Annotated in this window: 1 protein-coding gene; it reads right to left on the reverse strand. The window is 36.2% G+C overall.

Annotated elements, in window-relative coordinates; genetic code table 11:
* Window positions 1–30 precede the first annotated feature (30 nt).
* Entirely contained in the window at window positions 31–21,234 is a 21,204-nt protein-coding gene (locus tag BUA98_RS02025; RefSeq protein ID WP_072969988.1) for a T9SS type B sorting domain-containing protein, read from the reverse strand.
* Window positions 21,235–21,278: the final 44 nt, after the last annotated feature.

The following is a 21,278-nucleotide window of genomic DNA, read 5'->3' on the forward strand; positions in this document are numbered from 1 at the left end:
TTAGACAACATCATAAGGGGCATTATTTTGTTATCTGTATAAAGTGAAATGTCCAACAAACTCTCTTGCATCTTTCTCGTCATTTAGTTTAAGAACATACCAGTAATCACCAGATGGCAATTCCTCTCCATTGTATCTTCCATCCCATTTTTGACCATAGTGATATTTAGCAATCTCACGTCCGTATCTGTCGAAAATTGAGAAAATTAAATTTGTATAAATGTTTGTACATCCAGGACCCCAAGCAGTATTTGTTGAACCGGCAGGTGTAAAGTAATTATCAAGACAAACATCTACATATTCAATATAGTACTCCTGAGAATCTGTACAACCGTTTTTGTCCATAACCGTGATTGTATAAGTACCTGTTTTGTAAATAATAAATTTATTTTCATGACTAAAGCTACCACCGTCGATACTATACATATAATCTCCACCACCGCCTACTGCAGAAGCAATAAGAGTGTTCCAAACACCTGGCTCTTCAATTACTGTAATGTCTAACTTCTCAACAGCCAGAATTTCAAAACTAGTATCTGCATTACAACCGTTAGTATGTGTAACCTTAATCGTGTGCTTACCCGGGGCAAGATTAGTAAAGATATTATTCATTTGTGGTTGACCACCATCTAAACGGTAATCAATCTCAGCAGGGTCACCATCATAACCAGCATCTACTGTAACCATGTTTGCAGCTGTATTGTTCACACAATCATAGCTAACTACGTTTGTTGGATTAAGCGTTACTGCTTCATCCATTGCAATGTCTACCTGACCGTTACAACCTGATGCATCTACGAAATAAACAATATGAGGACCTCCTGAAAGATTATCAAAATCAAACGTTGTCTGACCTACAGCACCTTGAGTAAATGGACCTGTTTCTGAATCCAGGCTCACACTGTAATCAATTGTACCTCCAGAAATTATAATACTAAATGAACCATCTTTTTCACCAGCACATGTTTCAGGGAATAAAGTACCATCTACTAACGCTGCTGTTAATGGTGCTGGTTCTTTTACTTCAACATCTTTGATGAATATGTAACATTCATTTTCGTCCTGAACTAATACATCATAGAAACCTGGTTTTAGGTTTTCGAATACATTTTTGTCAAAGAACTGTCTGAATTCCGGTTCGATAGCATATTTATAAACTCCCGTTCCACCAGCAGCATTTACCGTAATTTTTCCATTATTGAAACCATTACATGTAACATCTGTTGGTATTGCCACAGCTGATAATTCTACATTAGGCTGCGAAATTTCAATTGGTGCAGAAGTTACCGAACAATCTGAACTTTCTAGTTTTACTCTGTAATTTCCAACAGCTAACCCAGTAAATACTCCTGGAGTAAGTTGTGTTGGCGCTGGAGTAATATCAACTCCTGCAGCATCTTGCAGTGTATAAATATAGTTTCCTAATCCTCCTGTTGCTATAGCTGTAATTGTACCTTCGGCACTTCCTTTACATTTAATATCAACATCTACCAAGCTTGTAAAATCAAGTTTTGGAACTGTTGGAACTTCAACTGTGTTTGATATTGTGCTTGTACAGTTATTTGAGTCTTTAACAAAATACTTGTAAGCTGTCTTAACTGTAGTTTTTGGCAATGTAATATCAATACTTGAATTGAACGAAACTGAATAATTAGTTCCGTCAGCACTATAATAGTATGGTGCTTTTCCGCCTGTTGCTGTAATTTTCAATATTGGTACTAGTTGACATGTTTCATTTCTAGCTATAGTAAGCTCAGCTTTCACTTCTGTTGGCTGATCAATTACTACTGTGTTAGAAATATTCTCACAACCCCAGGTATCTTTTACAGTTACTGTATATGTTCCTGCTTTTAATCCTGTAAATTGTTTAGTGCCTTGTGATTCTACAACGATTACAGTTCCGTCAGCTAATACACCGTTTAAGGTATAAGTATAATTTCCTGAACCTCCCGTTACTACGTCAACAGTCACAACTCCGTCCTCATTATCAAAACAAGTTAACATTGTAGCACTTGCTGTTGCATTAACAACAATTGGTGTTGGATTAACTAATTGAGCCGTTGTTGTTGCAATACATCCTTTACCGTCTTTAACATTGATAGTGTAGTTACCTGCAGTTAATCCTTTAAACTCATATTGAGTTGAATATGCCACATTAACTGGTCCTACCAATTCATATAGATAATTAGTATCCCATCCACCAGAGGCAGATACTGTAATTGCTCCGTCATTATTACCTGCTACGCATGTAATAGGTCCTTGAGTTTTAGCAATCATTAATGCAGCTGCTGGCTGATTGATTGTAAATACGGTCGTAACCGTACATTCTGGTCTATTAACCAACTTCGCTGTAACTGAATACTGACCTGCTGTTAAACCTAATATTCTAATTGGACCCGCATTTGTCGTAGTTCCAGAACTTGGTACCGGACCTGTAATAGTATACGTAAATGCTCCTGCGTCATTTGTTGGGTTCAATTGATTGTCAACAAATGTCAAGTCTACGCTTCCGTCAGAGTCTCCGTAACAAACTTCTCCTTTTACAGGCGCTACTTCGATAGCAAAAGTATTAGGGTCGAATATGTAATGGAAATCTTTTATTGTACATCCTGTTGTTGGGTTGAACACAGTAATTGCGTAGTTCCCTATAGCTAATCCAGAGAACAATCCGGTTGGGTTTGTTTGATTGAAAACAGTTCCGTTTGCACCTGTAAGTGTGTAAACTAATGCTGTTGGAGTTCCTCCAGTTGTCGCAACAGAAACCTGAATAGTTTCGTTATTAATACAAGTTATTGGAGTTACAACAGTAACATTAATATCATTCATAGTAATGAACGGTGCAATTACAATTGGAGCTGTAGAAGAACCTTCACAACCTTTACTGTCAAATACTTTTACTGAGTAAGAACCTCCTGCAAGATCAGTTTCGTTGTAAACATTAGAATCGCTGCTTTGAACAACAGTTCCGTTTTTACTGAACACATAAAGAACGTAAGGATTTGTTCCTCCAGTCACAGAATTAACTGTAATACTTGCAAAATTTGTAGTGTTTGTGCCAGCAGTACAACTGAAAGGTGTAATTGTTGGTGCATTAACTACAATTGGAGTTGGTTGTGTAATTCTCGTATCTACCTGAGCATTACAACCTCTTCCTGAAGTTACTCTAACTGTATAATCTCCAGGTAATAAATTATCAAATATGTTACTATCCTGAGGACCAACACTAACTGGTACATTACCAATAGCTGTTCCTGTTAAAGTATATCTGTAAATTGGATTATCGTTTACACCTGGTGCATTTGGAGCAAGGTTAACAATGATTCTACCATTAGAACCTCCATTACATGTTACATCTGTTTTATCTAAAGCTAAACCAGTAATCTCAGTAGCTTTTGATAATTCAACAATCACTGTGTCTTTACATCCCGTCGTTAAATCGGTTACCACCACTGTATGAGAACCATATGAAACATTGTTGAATGTAGCTGTAGCACCAGTCACCGGAACATACGCACCAGAACTATATCTGTAATTTCCTGAACCTCCGGTTGCTTTTGCAAAAATTCTACCATCAGGAGCATCACAACTTGGTAATGCCTGAATGTCTAATTGTAAATCTAAAGCTCCATCGATTACAACAGCCGCTGTTACAGTAACTGTACATCCGTTACCATCTTTTACGGTAACATCATAAGATCCAGAAGAATTTACCTCGAAGCTAGGACTAGACTGGAATCCAGATCCAATACTATATTCTAATGGAGCTTTACCAGTCGCAGAAACTACAATCTCATAAGTTCCTGTTGCACTTGGACATAGGCTAGTAACATTTGCAGTTATAGCACTTGGAAGAGCATCAGTTAAAATGTTTTGCGTTTGTACTAACGTAGTACATCCATTAAAATCTTTCACATAAACATCCCATGATGTTCCATTATTTGTATCAACTTCTAATTTATTACTTAAACTATAAGCTGTTGGAGCTGGTTGTCCTGAAACTACAGCTGCGTAGCTGTAATCAAGAGTTCCGCCTACAGCATTTACTATAATAGTTGCATTTTTATTATCACAGCTAATATTTGTAGCTGTCATAGTAAAACTTAGCGGAGCACTTGGCTGATTAACTAAGAAGTTAGCAACGCTATCTGTACAACCTGAAGTAACATCTGTAACTGTAAATGTATAATTTGCAGCTGTTAATCCTGTAAAAGTAACTACATCTCCACTTTGTGTAAATGTTCCGTTATTAGGAGACAATGCAAATGTATAATTAGCAGGAGTAATGTAATTACTGATTGTAAAGGCTATAGAACCTGTTGTTCCACCATTACATGCAACATCACTTAACAACTGAGCTTCAACATTTACTTCACTTGCTTTTTTAACTTCAATTGAATTTAACGTACTACAACCATTATCATCTGTAACTTTTATTACATATGTTGCTGGTAATAGATTATCAAAACTTCCAAGTGTGTTCGAAGTAGCAGAACCTACTGGCTCAATAATCGCATAAGTGTATCCTGGTTCACCTCCGGTAATATTTGATACCGTTACTGTTGCTGTTCCAGCCGCATTATTACAATAAATTGGCGTAGCAGCTAAATCGAATTTTGTTGGTGGATTGTATACCGGAACAGTTGCTGTTCCTATAGCTCTACATCCATTAATATCAACGATAACATAACTTACAGTATTTGCCGTGTTCACAGTATGTGATGGAGAATCTCCAAAAGTCAAACCATTATCAAAACTGTAGCTGTAAGGTCCTGTACCATCATGAGCCGTTAATGTAATTACTGCATCTTTTGCTGTATTTGAAGTATCACAACCAAATGGACTAACCACATGCGACGCTGTTAATTTAGTTGGCTCTGTAATTGTAACAGGAGCAGAAGTTGCCGGACAGTTTTTACTGTCTACAACGTTTATAGTATAGGTACCTGCTTTTAATCCTGTGAAAAGATTTGAAGCTTGTAATGGTGAAGTTGTTGCTCCATCAGTTATACTATACTGATATGGCGCTACACCATCTTTAGCCGTAACTTCAATACTTCCGTTTAAATCTCCTTCACAACGTACGTTTACGGTATCTACTGTAAACTTAGGGATCGTAAGTGGAGTTACAATTACCGGAACAGAAACTGTTGAACATTGTGCATCTTTCACTCTGAAAGTGTAAGTACCTGCAGCAGTTGGTTTGTATGGTAATGTTGGAACTGCTGTGAAAATTCCACTGTTATTAAAATCATATTCGAAAGAATATGTTCCTGCACCTGTTCCTTGCGACGCTGACAATGTAATTGTTGCATCGTTTGTTGTACAGTTCAAATCTTGTGTTAGAGTTGCCTCTATCAACAATTCTTGTCTCAATACATATGTTGCTTTTGCCAAACAACCATTACCATCTTTAATAAAGAATTCATAAGTTCCTGGTGCATTTAATGTAAAGAATGGACTTGCATAATAACCGTTTCCAATACTGTACATTGGTGGGGCAACAATATCGTCATCTGTAGTTCCGGTAATTTCAATTGCAACCGGACCACCAGTATAGCAATATATATTTTTATTTATATCAATTGTTGGTAAATCATCTATTGTAATTTCTACATCAATTTTAGCAGAACAAATTAGATTCTTGTCTTGTACATAAACATCCCAGTCTTTATCTAAAGTGAAATCTAAAACAGCGAAATCACTATCAGTAAAGTCTGAAGCTGTTGGTGTTACATTATTACGAACAAATGCATATTTGTATAACGGGCTTCCTCCTGTTCCTTTCACTGTAACTACAGCACCTAAGTAACAATTTGCAGCTGTTTGTGATACAAGAGATAAGCCTAAAACAGCCGGTTCTCCAACCACAATAGTGGCAGTATTAACACAATCCGTAATAGCATCAGTAACTGTCAAAGTATATGATCCTGCTGGCAAATTAGTAACAGTAACTATATTACCTGACTTTACCAAAGTACCTAAAGCTGAATTAAGAGTAGCTGTGTATCCACCTGCAAGGTTTTCTACTTTAAACTCAATAGAGCCATCAGAAAGACCATTACAAGACACATTTTTAACTAATTTTCCTCCAACAGTAATGTTGTTTACAGGAGAAATTGTTAAAGACTCCTTACGCGTACATCCGTTGTTGTCTGTAACCTGGAATACATAGAATCCAGGAGTTAAATCTGTGAAAGTTGCAGAAAGTTGTTTTCCTTTAATCACAGGAGATGGTGCAATCGTTTCATATTGAAGCGGTAAAGCTCCACCTAATACATTAACAACATCAACTGTAGCATCTTTAGTACAAGTCACCGCCTGAACTAAATTGAAACCAAAACCTGTTGGAGGTGTTAAAGCTGGTACATCAACACCATTAGGGAATATGAAAATACATCCATTTTTATCTTTTACGTAAACATCAAAAGTAATTCCTGCAGTTGTTTCGTATGTATTATCACCTGAATAGTTAACTCCACCATCATAACTGTATTGATATGGCGTTGTTCCTCCAGAAGGAGTTACTGTAACAACAGCAAGTGACGGCACATTTCCAGAAGTACACTCTAATTTTGTTGTAATATCTGAAATTGCTGTTAAATCATCAACAGGCTCAGTTATTGTCGCTGGCATAGTATTATTACACATTTTAGCGTCTCTAACTCTTACAACATAAGTGTTTTTAGCAGGTAATCCTGTAAACTGAGGTAATGATTGGTAAGGCGTAACAATAGTCGCACCATCCTCTAATTGGTATTCGTACGGTCCGTTTCCTGAAGTAACACTTACAGAAATCATTCCTGTAGAATCTCCCTTACAACTTACAGCTGTTTCAGCAACAGTAAATGCAATTGGAGTTATTGGATCTACTACGATCGTATAAGTAGCTTCACAATTTTCAGCGTCCGTTACCTTAAATACATAAGTTCCCGAAGCGCTATTTGTAAGCGTATTTAATGTCATTGGAACACTTGCTCCACCGTCTAAAGTATATGAATAAACATAAGTACCGTGCCCGTTACTAGCCGTCAACTCAAATTGAGCATCTTCGCTTCCAACGATACAGCTTAAGTCTCTTGTTACTTTAGCATCTAACTCTAATTGTGGTTTCACTTCGTAAGTCACCACATTAGATTCACAACCATTTTTATCTATAATACTAATATCATATAATCCAGGAGCAGTAATTGCATAAATAGGATTTGACTGCGTAGCATTATTAATTTTATAAGTCACCGGACCAAGACCTGTTCCAAAACTCTGACCAATAGATAAATCTATATTTACTGGTACACCTTCAAAACATATTGGTGCTGGCATCGCAACTGTTGGCGATGGGTCTTTTACAATTGTAATATCAAGCGGTACAGAAATTATACAATTATGTGCATCTCTTACCCATACTTCCCAATTGGTAGAAGTTGTAGGATCTAAAGATACCTCACTATCAGTAGTGTAAGTTCCTCCTGATCCAGAACCAGCTACCACAAATGAATACTCGTAAGGACCTGTTCCGCCAGAAGCGATAACACTTACTACCGCATCTGAATCACAATCAGCATGCAGATTTAAATCTGGCGCTAATGATAATGCTGTAGGCTCTGAAACAACCATAGTTGCTGAACTAGTACATTGTGTAATATCATCTGTAACTTGTAATACGTATGTTCCTGCTACTAAATCTGTTGCTGTAACGATATTACCAACTTTAGTAAGTGTACCTGTTCCAGTAGTCAAAACTGCAGTATAAGCATGTGTACCATAATTAGCCACTGTAAATTTCACAGCACCATCATTCAAACCAATACAAGAAACATTCGTAATCAAATCGCTAGAAACCGTAATACTAACTACCGGATCTACTTTGAACGAATCTCTGTAAGTACAACCATTCATATCCGTTACCTGGAATACATAAGGTTCTGTACTTGGATCTAAATCTGCAAATACCGTAGAAGTTTGTTTACCAACCACAACAGGAGATAAAATCTCATATTGCAGAGGATTAGCAGCATCAAAAACTCCACCTGTTACACTATTAATTGTAACGGTACTTTTTTGGCTTGCAGCTGGTAAGCAATAAATCGGCGTTCCACTGATATTCATCCCTGATGGAGCATTTAATGCCGGTATAGGCACAACTGGTAATGTCGTTTCACAACCATTACCGTCTTTAACAATAATTGTTACAGGACCTGAATCGCTAGTTGTGTACTTATTATCATCGCTGAAGTTTGTTCCATTATCAAAACTATATTGATATGGTGTAGTTCCTCCAGACGTTACAGTAACTATAATCTCTGCATTGATAGTCGAATTATCAGTATTACAAGCTAATTTTTTATCTAAAACTGCCGTAGCTACTAATGGGGCTGGAATTGTTATGGTTGCATTTTCTGTAGCAAAACACAATTTTGCATCTCTAACCGTAACCACATAATCGTTTCCATCTGCTAATCCTGTAAATTCATTAGATGGATTGAAACCTACAATTACTGCTCCTCCTTTTTCTAATTGATATTCAAAAGGACCAACACCAGCAGTAACATCAACAGTAATTGTACCGTCTGAACCACCAGGACATGTAATGTTTGTTTCTGCAACAGTAAATACAATAGCAGGAATAGGATCTAAAGTAAATTCTTTAGTTACCTGACAAGTAGTTGTGTTTCCTTCATCTGTAGCTCTGAAAATATAATCTCCAGGAACATTCGTCTGAAGTACATTGTCTGGCAATACTGTAACTCCATCTGCTTGTAATGTTGGAGTCATTGTAGTCCAATTACTTCCTCCATCTGTAGAGTATTCATAACTATATGTAGTTCCGTATCCTCCAGAAGCTGTTAATGTAATAATTGCTTTTGAAGAATTAATATCTGTTACAGAACAATCAAGCTCTTTAGTTAAAACAGCATCAAGTTTCAATATTGGTTTAACTTCTACAGATGTTGTCGCTGTACATCCCTTACCATCTTTGATAACGAAATTATAGGTTCCAGCGGCATTAAATGTAAAACTTGGAGATGCTTGGAAATCACCTGAATTTACACTATAAGTTGCACCACCTACAATAGCTGGATCAACTGTACCAACGATGTTAAATGTAAATGGCGTTTTACCATCATAACAAATAGGATCTATCGGATCAATTGTTGGAACTTCATATTTGTAAACCGTAACTGGTACAAATTTGATACATCCGTAATCATCTTTTGCATAAACATCATAAGTGATTCCGGCTACGCTTCCTGGTCTTGTAAATGTACTACCAGGAACCCAATCAGTATCTACATACGCTGTTCCTACTGGGACAACTTGGTAAGTATATGGTCCTGTTCCGTCTTTTGCCTGAGCTGATATTTTACCTAAGTTCGTACAGTCTGCAATTGAAGTAGCAGAAGCTGTAAGTGATAATAAAATTGGCGATTTTTTAATATTAAAAGTTGTAGATGCGACAGCACAACCAGAATTTGGTCCTGCCACTTCCCTTACTAAAATATAATATGTACCAACTGACAATGGCCCTACATTTTGGCTCGGCGATGACGTCGATGCTCCAATTGTTAAATTAACCGCAGTACCAATGGCTTTGTTGGTTAAAGATTCATAAACTTGATAACTTACATCTACTGATGAAGTATAAATGTTTTTAATATTAAATGTAACATTCCCATCATTTTCAGTTGTACATGTAATATTACTTGCCACTTTATTTTCTACTGTTAAAGTAGAATTAGTTGGAACAGGATCAGGTGCAACCTGATAGTAATAACATTTTGTGTCTTCATCATAAATGATAAAAGTATACTTAACGCCAGGAGTTAAACCAGTATAAATAGTTTCTTTCGTACTAGTTTCACCTTGCCATCCATCTACTCCATCTGCAGTCCAAATTTGTGGTGGGGTTGGACCTTTATATATATTGAAATGGTATGGACCATCTCCAGCAAAAGCAGTTTTAATTGTTATTGTTGCAGAACCTCCTGTTGCAGCACAGGTAGATGCTGTATCTATTTCAACATCTAATTCATCTACTGGTGCAGCAATTAATACATCACTGATAATGTTTGAACAACCGTTTTTATCAACTACTCTAATTTGATACAAACCAAAATCTACAACTTCAAAAACTACCGTAGTACCTGGAATACCATGCACTTCTTTATTGTATCCGTTAATACCGGTTACATAATAATCGTAATTGGCAGTTCCACCTTTTACACTTTTAATTATAATTTCACCTTTTGATACACCTGCACCAACACATTGCATAGGTGTTGTATCATAATCAACCACAATTGGGTCTGGCTGTTTAATTTCAATATCTTCTTCATAAGAACACCCTTTTGCATCAGTAATAGTCACTGTATAATTACCAGCAGCTAAACCAGAAGTTTGAGTACCATAATCTTTAGGTATATCATTGTTATAAACCTTGATAACAAATGGCGCTAATCCTTTTGTTGGGTCTATTGTAATATTTAATGATCCTGATTCATCACCATTACAGCTAATTTTTGGTCCTTCTACCATTGTAAAGTGTGGAGGAACTGGTATTGTAATGTGAACTGGTACTGTTGTTGTTGCTTTACATCTGTCAGCAATTGGTAAAGTACTGGTATCTGTTACTGTAAAGACAAAATCAGCAGCAGTAGCTGGCAGGACAAGTCCCGAAAGATCTGGAGTGAAAACATTTCCTGAAAAAGTTCCCGTAGCAGTAGCAGGTGTACTTGTATAACTATACGCATAAGAACCACTACCACCAGTTACTGTTAAAGTAATTTTGGCATCCACAGAACCTGGGACACAAGTAATATTCTTATCTAATTTGGCTGAAATCGTTAATGCATCTAAAACAGTAACTGGTGCAGTTGTTTGAGCAACACAACCATTACCGTCTTTTACCCATACATTATAGTTACCTGAAGCCGCTACTACAAATGTATTTGAAGTACCAAAACCAGTAGTCGCATTAGTAATACTATAAGTCAAAGGAGCTTTTCCTAGTCCTACAGCAGTAATTGTATACGTACCATTTCCTAAACATTGACCCGCTGCCGTTGCTGTAACTGTTGGCGCATCATCTTTTTCAATTGTAACATCAAGTTTTACCTGACAGCCATTAGCATCTACTACATAAACATCCCATTCTGTTGCTACATTTGGGTCTAAATTAGCACTTGCTACATTTGTTAATGTACCTATTACAGCATTATCTTGTACAAATGAGTATTTGTAAGGTGACGTACCATACAAAGCTGTTACTGTTACTTTTGATGTACCAACTTTACAGTTAGCATTTACTGCAACATATGATGCTTCTAAAGCTCTTAATGGCTCAAGAATAGTAACTGTCGCATCTGCAGGACAATTTGTTGTTTTGTCAACAACTGAAAGTGTATAAGCACCGGCTTTTAAATTAGTTAAAGTGATTACATCTCCAACTTGTGTTAATGTAGATGACAATCCAGCAGGAACAGTTGTAACTGTTACATCATAATTAGCCGTTGCACTAAATCCAGAAATTGTATATTTCGCTATTCCAGTGGTGTCGCCTTTACATTTTACATCGCTTATTTTACTTGGTGTAACTAAAATTGGTGTTACAGCATTTACTTTAAGAGTTTCGGTATCAAAACATCCGTTTTCATCGACTACTTTAAAAGTATACGTATTATTCGGATCTAAATTCGCGAATATACCGTCTGTATTCGTAGTTACATAAGCTGCCGGAGCAGTAATTGAATAAACTAGATTTCCAACTCCCGTTCCAGTTGTTGTTGTTACTGTAACAGTGCTTTTTGTAGCTGTACAAGTAACCGGCGTTGGCACAGCACTAAAAATAACTGGCGGGTTTAATTTCGCAATAGTTACTGTATTGCTGTAAACACATAAGTTTTTATCACGAACATAGAAAGTTATAACCTGATCTGATCCGTTATCGTGAACTGTTAATGTTTTAATTAATGCATCATACGACGTTCCATTAAAACTATATTCGTAAGGGGCTGTTCCTGTTGTTGGAGGAACAATTGTTACTGTCGTTGACTGTTTTGCATTCGTAGTTGGATTACAAGAGAATGGAGCAGCACTAGCAGTTGTTGTTAAAGCAGATGGCTCTAAAATTGTAACATCTACCTGCGCAGGACATTCTTTACCGTCTTTTACATAGAAAGTATGTAATCCTGGTGTTAATCCATTGAATGTATCAACAATTGAATATGTAACTCCATCCTTACTATAAGTATAACCACTTCCAGAACCTCCAGATCCTTTTAATTTCACTGAACCGTTATTTGCTCCAAAACAAGTAATATTTACCTGATTTACAGCAGCAACAGTTGGGTTGCTAATGGCCATAACAGTAGCAGATGCTTCTATTTTACAAGCAGGACTATTTGAGTCTGTAATTTCAAACTTGTAAACTCCTGCCGCTGGAGCATCAAATACAAACTGATTTCCTGATACAGGATTGCTTGCACCATAACCAGAACCTGAATCAACTTTATAAGTATAAGTTGATTTTCCACCAGTGATATCAACCGTAATCTGAGCTTTTGGTGACAATGTACAATCTAATGGTTTTGTCACTTTTGCAAGTGCAGTCAATTGTGGGTAAACCATAATTGCTGCTGCCTGAGCAGTACATCCGTTGGCATCTTTTACCCAAACAATATAAGGAGTAGCACGTGCAGCAACATCAAAAGTATTAAGCGTTCCAAACGCTCCATTTACTCCGTTTATTCCATACTTCAATGGAGCAACTCCATTCAAACCTGTAGCAGTAATTCTGAAATTGCTACCAGAAGCTGTACATTGATTGTCTAAAGTAGCCGTAACAGTAGGTGTTGGATCTGTATCTATTAAAACAGAAACAAAATCTGTACAGCCGTTTGCATCCTGTACGTAAACGTCCCATTCCATTTTTGTTCCGCCGGCAGTGTCAACAGTTAAGATTTCACCTGCTGCGAAAGTTGTAGGAGCTGTAGCATTATGTTCTACAACTGCATATTTATAAGTAGCCGTTCCACCAGCACCAGCTGCCGTAATGGTTGCAACATCATCATTACAGTTTATTTTGGTAGCCAAAGCTGTAACATCTACATTATTTGCAGGTTCTGCAATAACAATAGTTGCACTCCTGAAACATCCTGTTGCATTGTCTGTTACTTGTACTGTGTAAGAGCCAACTGCTACATTATTTAATGATAACGTATTATTTGATTTTGTAAGCGTGCCAGATCCTAAGTTTCCGGCTGTCAATAAAAATGTATAATCTCCAACTGTTGCAATATTCGAAACAGTATATGTTCCGTTTCCTGTTGAAGTTCCTTTACATTTTACATCATTATTAGTAATACCATTAATAGCAATATTAGTAACTGCTTTAATAGTAATTGATTCTGTATCAAAACAACCATTTGCATCGGTAACCTTGAAGAAGTAATCTCCAGGAGTTAAGTTGGCAAATGAATTCGATGTTTGTTTTCCTCTGATAATTGGGGAAGGAGCAATTGTTTCATATTGCAAAGCACCAACTCCTGTTCCTGTTGTTACATTCACAACCGCAGTACTAGTTGTAGCTAAACATGTAACTACACTTGGTTGTACAGAAGTGATTGCTGGAGGATTTAATTTTGATAAAATAACTGAGTCAGAAAAAACACAAAGGTTTTTATCTCTAACAGAAAAATTAATTGTCTGATCTGTTCCGTTATCGCTTACAACTAAAGTTCTTACAGTAGTACTATATCCTCCTCCATTAAAACTATATTCATAAGGACCTGTTCCAGTTGTTGGAACAGCAATTGTTACTGTAGTAGATTGTTTTACATTGCTTGTATTACAAGTAAATGCCGGAGCACTTGCTGTAGCAACCAATTTCGTTGGTTGTGTAATAGTAACAATAATACTTCCTGTACAGCCTTTACTGTCTTTTACATAAAAAGTATGATCTCCTGCAGCTAATCCTGAGAAAGTATCTACATTCGAAAATCCGCTTGCTGCATTATTGCTATAAGTAAATCCGCCTGAACCACCGTGTCCAATAAGTTTTACTGAACCGTCTGATCCTCCATTACATTTCACGTTTGCCTGCGTAACTATCGTAACGGTTGGGTTAGAAATTGAAAGAATTGTAGTGCTTTCTACAAATGAACAATTGTTGTCATCTGTAATTTTTATTAAAAATGTTCCCGCTGTTGAAGTTGTGTAAACATTCGTTGCCATTGGGCCGTATGTAGTTCCTCCATTAGATGAAACTTCATATTTATATGGTGTTTTTCCGCCACTGGCAGTAATTGTAATTGTTGCATCTTTTGTTGGCGAACAATCAAGCTCTTTTACAACTTTAGTCGCAGTTAATTGCGAATAAACGGTAATTGGTGTAGCTGAAGCTGTACATAAGTTAGCATCTCTTACCCAAACTGTATAAGGAGTTGCACTTGCTGCAACATCAAATACATTATTTGTTGAAAATGCTCCATTAACTCCATTAATTCCATATTCTAATGTTCCAGTACCTCCAGTACCAGTTGCTGTAATTCTGAATTTATTTCCAGAACCTGTACATTGATTATCTAAAGTTGCCGTAACTGATGGTACCTGATCTTTTATAATATTTACATTAACAAAATCAGTACATCCGTTAGCATCCTTAACATACACATCCCAGCTCAATTTTGTACCATTAGCGGTATTAACTGATAATTTAGGATCAGCGTCAAAAACTGTAGGAGCTGTTGCATTGTGTTCAACAACTGCATAAGTATAGCTCGGTGTTCCATCCTTACCTTCTGCTGTAATAAATACTGTGTACTTATTACAGTTTACGTTTGGAGCCGTTGCAGTAACATCTAACGGGTTAGCTGGTTGCGATAAAGTAACAGAATATACTGCCTCACAGTTTGTTGTTCTGTCTTTAGCTGTAATGGTATAAGTACCTGCTGCTAAAGCCGCGCTAACCGTAACAGTAGTATTTGTTGAAACTATATTATTTCCGCTTTGAATAGAATTGTTTAAAGCATCTCTAACAACATAATCATATCTGCTTTTTACTCCGGTAACTGTAAATTGAATTTTTCCTGTACCTCCATAACATTTGATAGTAGTAACTACCGACCCTCCAGCTACAATATCCGGAGCTCCTTTTACTGTATAAGGTTGGGTAACAAAACAACCTGTTTTTTCATCTGTTGCCTGAAATGTATAAAGTCCGGGTGTTAATGATTTAAACTCTCCATCGGCATTAGTTGCAGTATTATAACCAGCAGGGCCAGAAATAATTTGGTAACGAATTGGTGCCGAAACTCCATTCTTTATAGCTGCAATATTAACATGACCCCCCGGAGGAGTTGTAGAACAATCGTAACCATTATCAGTAATTGTAATACCGCCCATTTGCTTTAAAGCTAAAACTTCAATAGAAAATGGTCCAGCCTCGCATCCGTTTGCGTCTTTAACATAAGCAGTTATAGTTCCACCAGTACTTGTAGGGAAAGTGTTTGTTGTTGTATAATTTGTATTACCATTAAAGCTGTAAGTATAATCAGCTTTTCCGCCTTTACCTTCAATTGTAACTACTGCAGGAACAACTCCTGTAGTACCACATGTTATTTCTGTTGCAGAAATAGTACCGTCAACAGCTGTTGGTTGTGTCAAAGTAATGGACCCTATATCTGATGTACAGCCATTAGTATCTTTTACTTGATATGAATAAGGAATACCCGCTTTTAATCCCGTATATTTTACAGTATTTGTAAATAAACTGTTGTTGAAGCTATAGGTATAACTTAAAGAACCACCTGAGGCAGTTAAAGTAACTTCTCCAGTTGATGCATTATAACAAGCAACTTGAACTGGTGTTGCTATTACAGTTGGTTTTGTGATTGAATTAACTGTTGCAGTAACTTCAGCTTTACATGCTGTAGGACTATTAGAATCTGAAATTTCGAAAGTATAAATTCCGGCAGCCGGAGCTGTATAATTAAATGTTGTTCCTGTAACCGGTACAATTGGACCGTAAAGATTAGAGCCCTCTTTAACTCTATAGGTAAATGTTGTTTTACCACCTTCAATATCAACCTTAATAGTTGCTCCTACGGTGTCACAATCTAGCGTTTTAGTTACTTTCGCCTTCCCTGTTAATTCTTCTGCAACTATAATATTAGAAACTGTTGCTTTACAACCATTACTATCTGTTACTACTACTGTATGTGTTCCAACACCAACATTTGCAAAAGTATTAGATCCAACACCCGGAGCACCATCTAAACTATAAGATAATGTTCCTGTTCCTGAGGCAGTAACAACAATCGTTGCTTTATCTGAATTAAAACATAAATCTGATGTATCAGCTAAACTTGCTGTAGGCGGTATCGGATCATCTACTACTACAACAGTAGAAGCCCCTGATGGACAACCATTAATATCTTGCGCAACAACAGTATAACTTCCTTTTAGTATGTTTGGAAATGTTGCTAAATCCTGAAATGCAACTAAAACTGCTACACCATCAGCTCCTCTAAGTTCATATTTATATGGCCCTGTTCCTCCATCAGCAACTGCCGTAATTGTTGCTTTTAAAGTACAAGTCAATGGTGCTGTAACCGATGCAGTAACTGTTACAGGAGTTCCCGAACCAATTGTTTTACGGAATGATTTAGTACAAGTTCCTGTAGCATCACTACGTACATCAACAGTATAGGTACCTGCAATTAGTCCACCTTCAGTTACAGGTGATACCGTTGACGTTTTCCATGTTCCACCATTGATAGAATATTGGAAACCATTTGTAGTATCGAAATTTTGAGCCGTGATTTTAATTGCTCCTGTATTACCTCCACTACAAGCAACATTTTGAATTTCTGGTTCTAAAACATTAAATGCTTTATTACTATCAATAATAATATCGATTTTTTTCTCAGATAAACATGATTTAGGCATTTGATATACTAAAATATCATCAATAGCTAAATCGTTACCATCTTCTCTATCACTATTGGATCTAATTACAAACTCTAGCGACGTATTATTACCCGGATTAATAGATAATTTATCTAAGAAATTCCAGCTTTCATTTTGAAGAATATCAGCTGTATTTACAGATGCTCCTGGAATTAAAACTCCATTTTTATGTAATTCAACCGTTAAGTTTGGTTTTATTTTTTGATTTGCCTGAAGCAATAAGTTTAAAGCGTAAAATTGAACTTTAATATCTTGATTAGGAATAATATCATAAATTGTCTTTCTATATAAAATTCCACCTTCTCCAGCTGTTTTTCCAATGTTTACGGCTAAATATCTACCATCAATAGATCCTGGATTGGTGTGATCCTTAGGGATAACCCATCCAAAATCATTTCTATGATCTTCAAGAATTCCTTTTGTAACAACATATTCTCCGTCATTTAAAAGATAATCATGCCATAATCCCGCACCACATTCTGTAACATAATCTTGCTTTTCCCAGCAGTAATTAACATTAATACCTGGTGATTTTGCATCAACTCCATTTCCAAAATCTTCTTTTAGTAAGTTACTATATGTTGTAGCACCTACAAGTTTGTATTTTATAGATATTACATGTGTTCCTGTACGAACATTATTAAATACATTACTAGTAATAGGCGTATTTGCTGTACCATCAATATAATACTCGTATGTATAATTTGCTCCTCCTGTATTGTTAACTACTACAGTTGCTATTCCAGTACCATCACAATTGTAAACAATTTTAGGATCAGGTTCAATACTAGGGTCTGCTGGTTTAGGATCTAAAACAATACCTGACATTGCATAAATACAACCCGCATTATCCTTAACATATACAGTATATGTTCCAGGATTAACTAAGGCTTCGTTTATTGGTGACCAAGTTTTTTGATCATCAAAACTATAAGTATAACCGGGTGTTCCGCCCTCAACATTTGTAATTCTAATTTTTCCTTGATGCTCAAATCCAGCTGGTCCACAACCTGCTAATTCAGATACACCTGCCGAAGCTGTTAAAGCAGCATCAGGTCCGTCAATAGTAACGTTTACAGCAGGATCAAGACACTCAACACCGTTATAAGTGTACTTAACTACTATAGAATAATTACCAACTGCCAAATTTGTAATTGGAGCAATTGAACTAAAACCTCCTCCATTTACACTATATGAAACTGCATAACCAGAATCTCCAGGAGTAATATCTACATTAATTACGCCACTATTAGATCCATAACAATTAATATTATCTGCTTTGAATGTTACTTTTGGTTTTGGTAACTCAGTAACTTTTACCGGTAGTACATTTACTGTACATCCATTAGCATCTACAACCACTATATTATATTCGCCACTGGCAGGCAAAGGTCTTGTTACAGGAATTTTAGGATCTGTAACAAAGTTTGTACTACCATTTACATAATATAAATAATATGGTGGTGGGCCTGGTCTTGGAGTTCCACCTGTAACAGAAACTGTAATTTCACCATCACTACATGCTGTAGGTGTTTTAGTAATATTAGCAACAGCCGTTAAACGATAGTCATAAACTTCAATCTCTTTAATAACACTACATCCATTATTTGCTGTAGACATAAGAACCTCATAAACTCCCGGATCAACACCATTGAAGGTGATAATATTATTATTTATTAAACCTGAGTTTTGAATTTCGACAGTACTACCTTTCTTTCTTAGAATAAAATTGTATTGTCCCGGCACATTATTAATAGTTGCCTTAATAGTTCCCTGTTCGCCATTACAAAGTGGATGTGTTGCCTCAAGATCTGTTGTAAAATCAAGCTGCTCTACGTTTACATCTATTTTAAATATACAAGCAGAAACTTGTCCAACTTCTAATACTGTCTGTTTTATTTGTACTGTATAAGATCCTTTAGCAACATCATTAAAAATGTTTGATGGCTGATAGTTTGTTCCGTCCAAACTGTAAACATATCCAGTATTTGGTAATGGATTTGTAACCGTAATCGATCCTTTTGTATTACAAACAATATCTTGTTTCTTAACAGTAGGATCAAGTAAGTTTTGATAAACATTAAAATAATGCGTAGCAACACATGTATTATTCCCGTAATTAATTACAAGTCTAAATACACCAGCTCTGTCTGCTGTAAATGTTGGCCCGTTTTCAACTGTAGTCCAGTTTGTAGCTCCTTCATAAGGACAGCTATCAGGATTAGTTGATGGAGTTACATCTTTTGTTTCTTGCCAGGTAATACTTGTGGCTCCCGTAATCTGAGTATCTATAAATCTCTTATCGTTTAGACCACACAAGAATATTTTAGGGAACGGTTTGTTATCTCTAACGCAACCATAAGCTAATCCAGTTGCAGGATCAATATTGTCTCCTTTAATTGGATTCTTATTAGCGCTTGCCAGATAATCAATAACTACAAATTTCTGTTGGATATCTTCACAATTTGCCGCACCGCTATTATTAACAGTGTAGGTTCCTGGTTTATCGATGGTAACTTGTCGATTGTTACCTCCAAAAATAACACCATTTGGATCTCTCCATACATAGGTTGAATAACCATTTGCTGCTGTTAAAACTGCTGTACCGCATAAAGAAACATCTCTACTAAATAAGCACTCATCTATACCAACCAAGAAGTTTGTAGATGTAGGTTCTCCCACATTACATGAAGATATAGTAGAATAACTACCTTCTCCAAAACCTCCAGGTGTAGTATTTTTGTCTCCATAATATTTAGAAACAGCTGTATTCTTAATTTCATTAGAACATGCATCGATTAACTCGTTACAATCGTCTACAACTTTAACCTTAAATTTAAGGGTAAACTCTGCTCCTTTTGCAATAACTAACTCATCAGGAATAGAAAACACAAGTGTTCTTGTTGCAGCAGTATACGTAGCAGTAATTCTTGTGTCCATTACTAAGATATCGCTAATCCCATTAAAAATTACATTGTTAGGAATAACGTCTGTAATTGTAAAATTCTTGGCATTATCGTTACCTTCATTTTTAAACTTAATCTCATACCTAAGTTCCTGATTAAGTGTTACTGGCTGAGAACCAATATTTACATCTTTATCACTAAGAACATTCTTTTTAAGTACAATTTTCGGCGCAATAATCTCTACCGACAATGCATTAAAAAACATAAAATACGAATCCTGAGAGGTATTTATTCTAAGCGTTGCACTAGTTTCATCATTTTGAATGACACTATTTTGTACCCCGCCAACACTATTATCAAGAGTTACCACACCAGCATCATACCCTAATGTATTTTTACTACTTGGAGTACGACCTGCCAAAATAACATCACCATCTGTTATGGTACTATTAAAAAAGTTAGGTTTGGGAGGAGTACCCGCTGTAATAGGTCTTACTAATGAAGAAATTGCACCCCATACACTTGACGCTTTTCCACCAATTATTTGAAGACCGTCTCCTTCTAATTTATTATCTCCTTCTAATGCACTAAATGCTAATTTTACATTTACATTTCCAAAAGGATTTGTTCTAAATCCAGAAATAGGTATATCTAATGGTGGATCACTACTTCTAATAATACTAAAACCATCAAAGCTAGTAATATATTTACTAGGCAATAATGGATCTTTATAAATTACAAAAATTGACCAACCTGCTGAATTACCACCAGGCGAAAATTTACCTTCAGAACACATCACATCGGCTATGGTATAGACACCTTCTTTTGCAGCTTTAACATCATCTGTAATATCTACAAAACAAGCATAAGGCAATGAACCATAAGCGCTATTGACACCTGTACCGCCTTCATCCCAAAGTATACTTCCGGTAAGAGCCTTATAAGTTGTTGCTGTTGGTGTTTTTAATCTTACATGATTGATTTTGCTTCTATCCGTACCCTGATAGGTTCCCGACCAGTATAAAGCAGCATAAACAATTTCAAAACAAGTTTTACTTGCATCCGGAATTTTTAATGTTGCGGAACTTGAGTTAAAAGAAGTCTCGCTGTCAATATCAATATATTTCATATCGAAATTGTCATTTACCTCACTTCCACTTCCTTGATCATCATAATTGACATTAGGACGTTCTCTTCTTCCGCCATCTCTATTTAAGCTATTGTTTCCAATAACTAAAATATCTCCATTCAAACTGGTTGTGTATCTGGTAGTAAAGCCTTTTCTTAACTGGGCATGAGAAGAAAAACTTAGCAATAAAAATACAACTGCAATTAACGTTTTTAAAATAGTAGGTTTTTTCATGGTCTTCTTTTGTTTTTGGCTTTTATTTTATTCCTCAAGGGGCA

The sequence above is a fragment of the Flavobacterium saccharophilum genome, from assembly GCF_900142735.1.
In the GTDB taxonomy this organism is placed as follows: domain Bacteria; phylum Bacteroidota; class Bacteroidia; order Flavobacteriales; family Flavobacteriaceae; genus Flavobacterium; species Flavobacterium saccharophilum.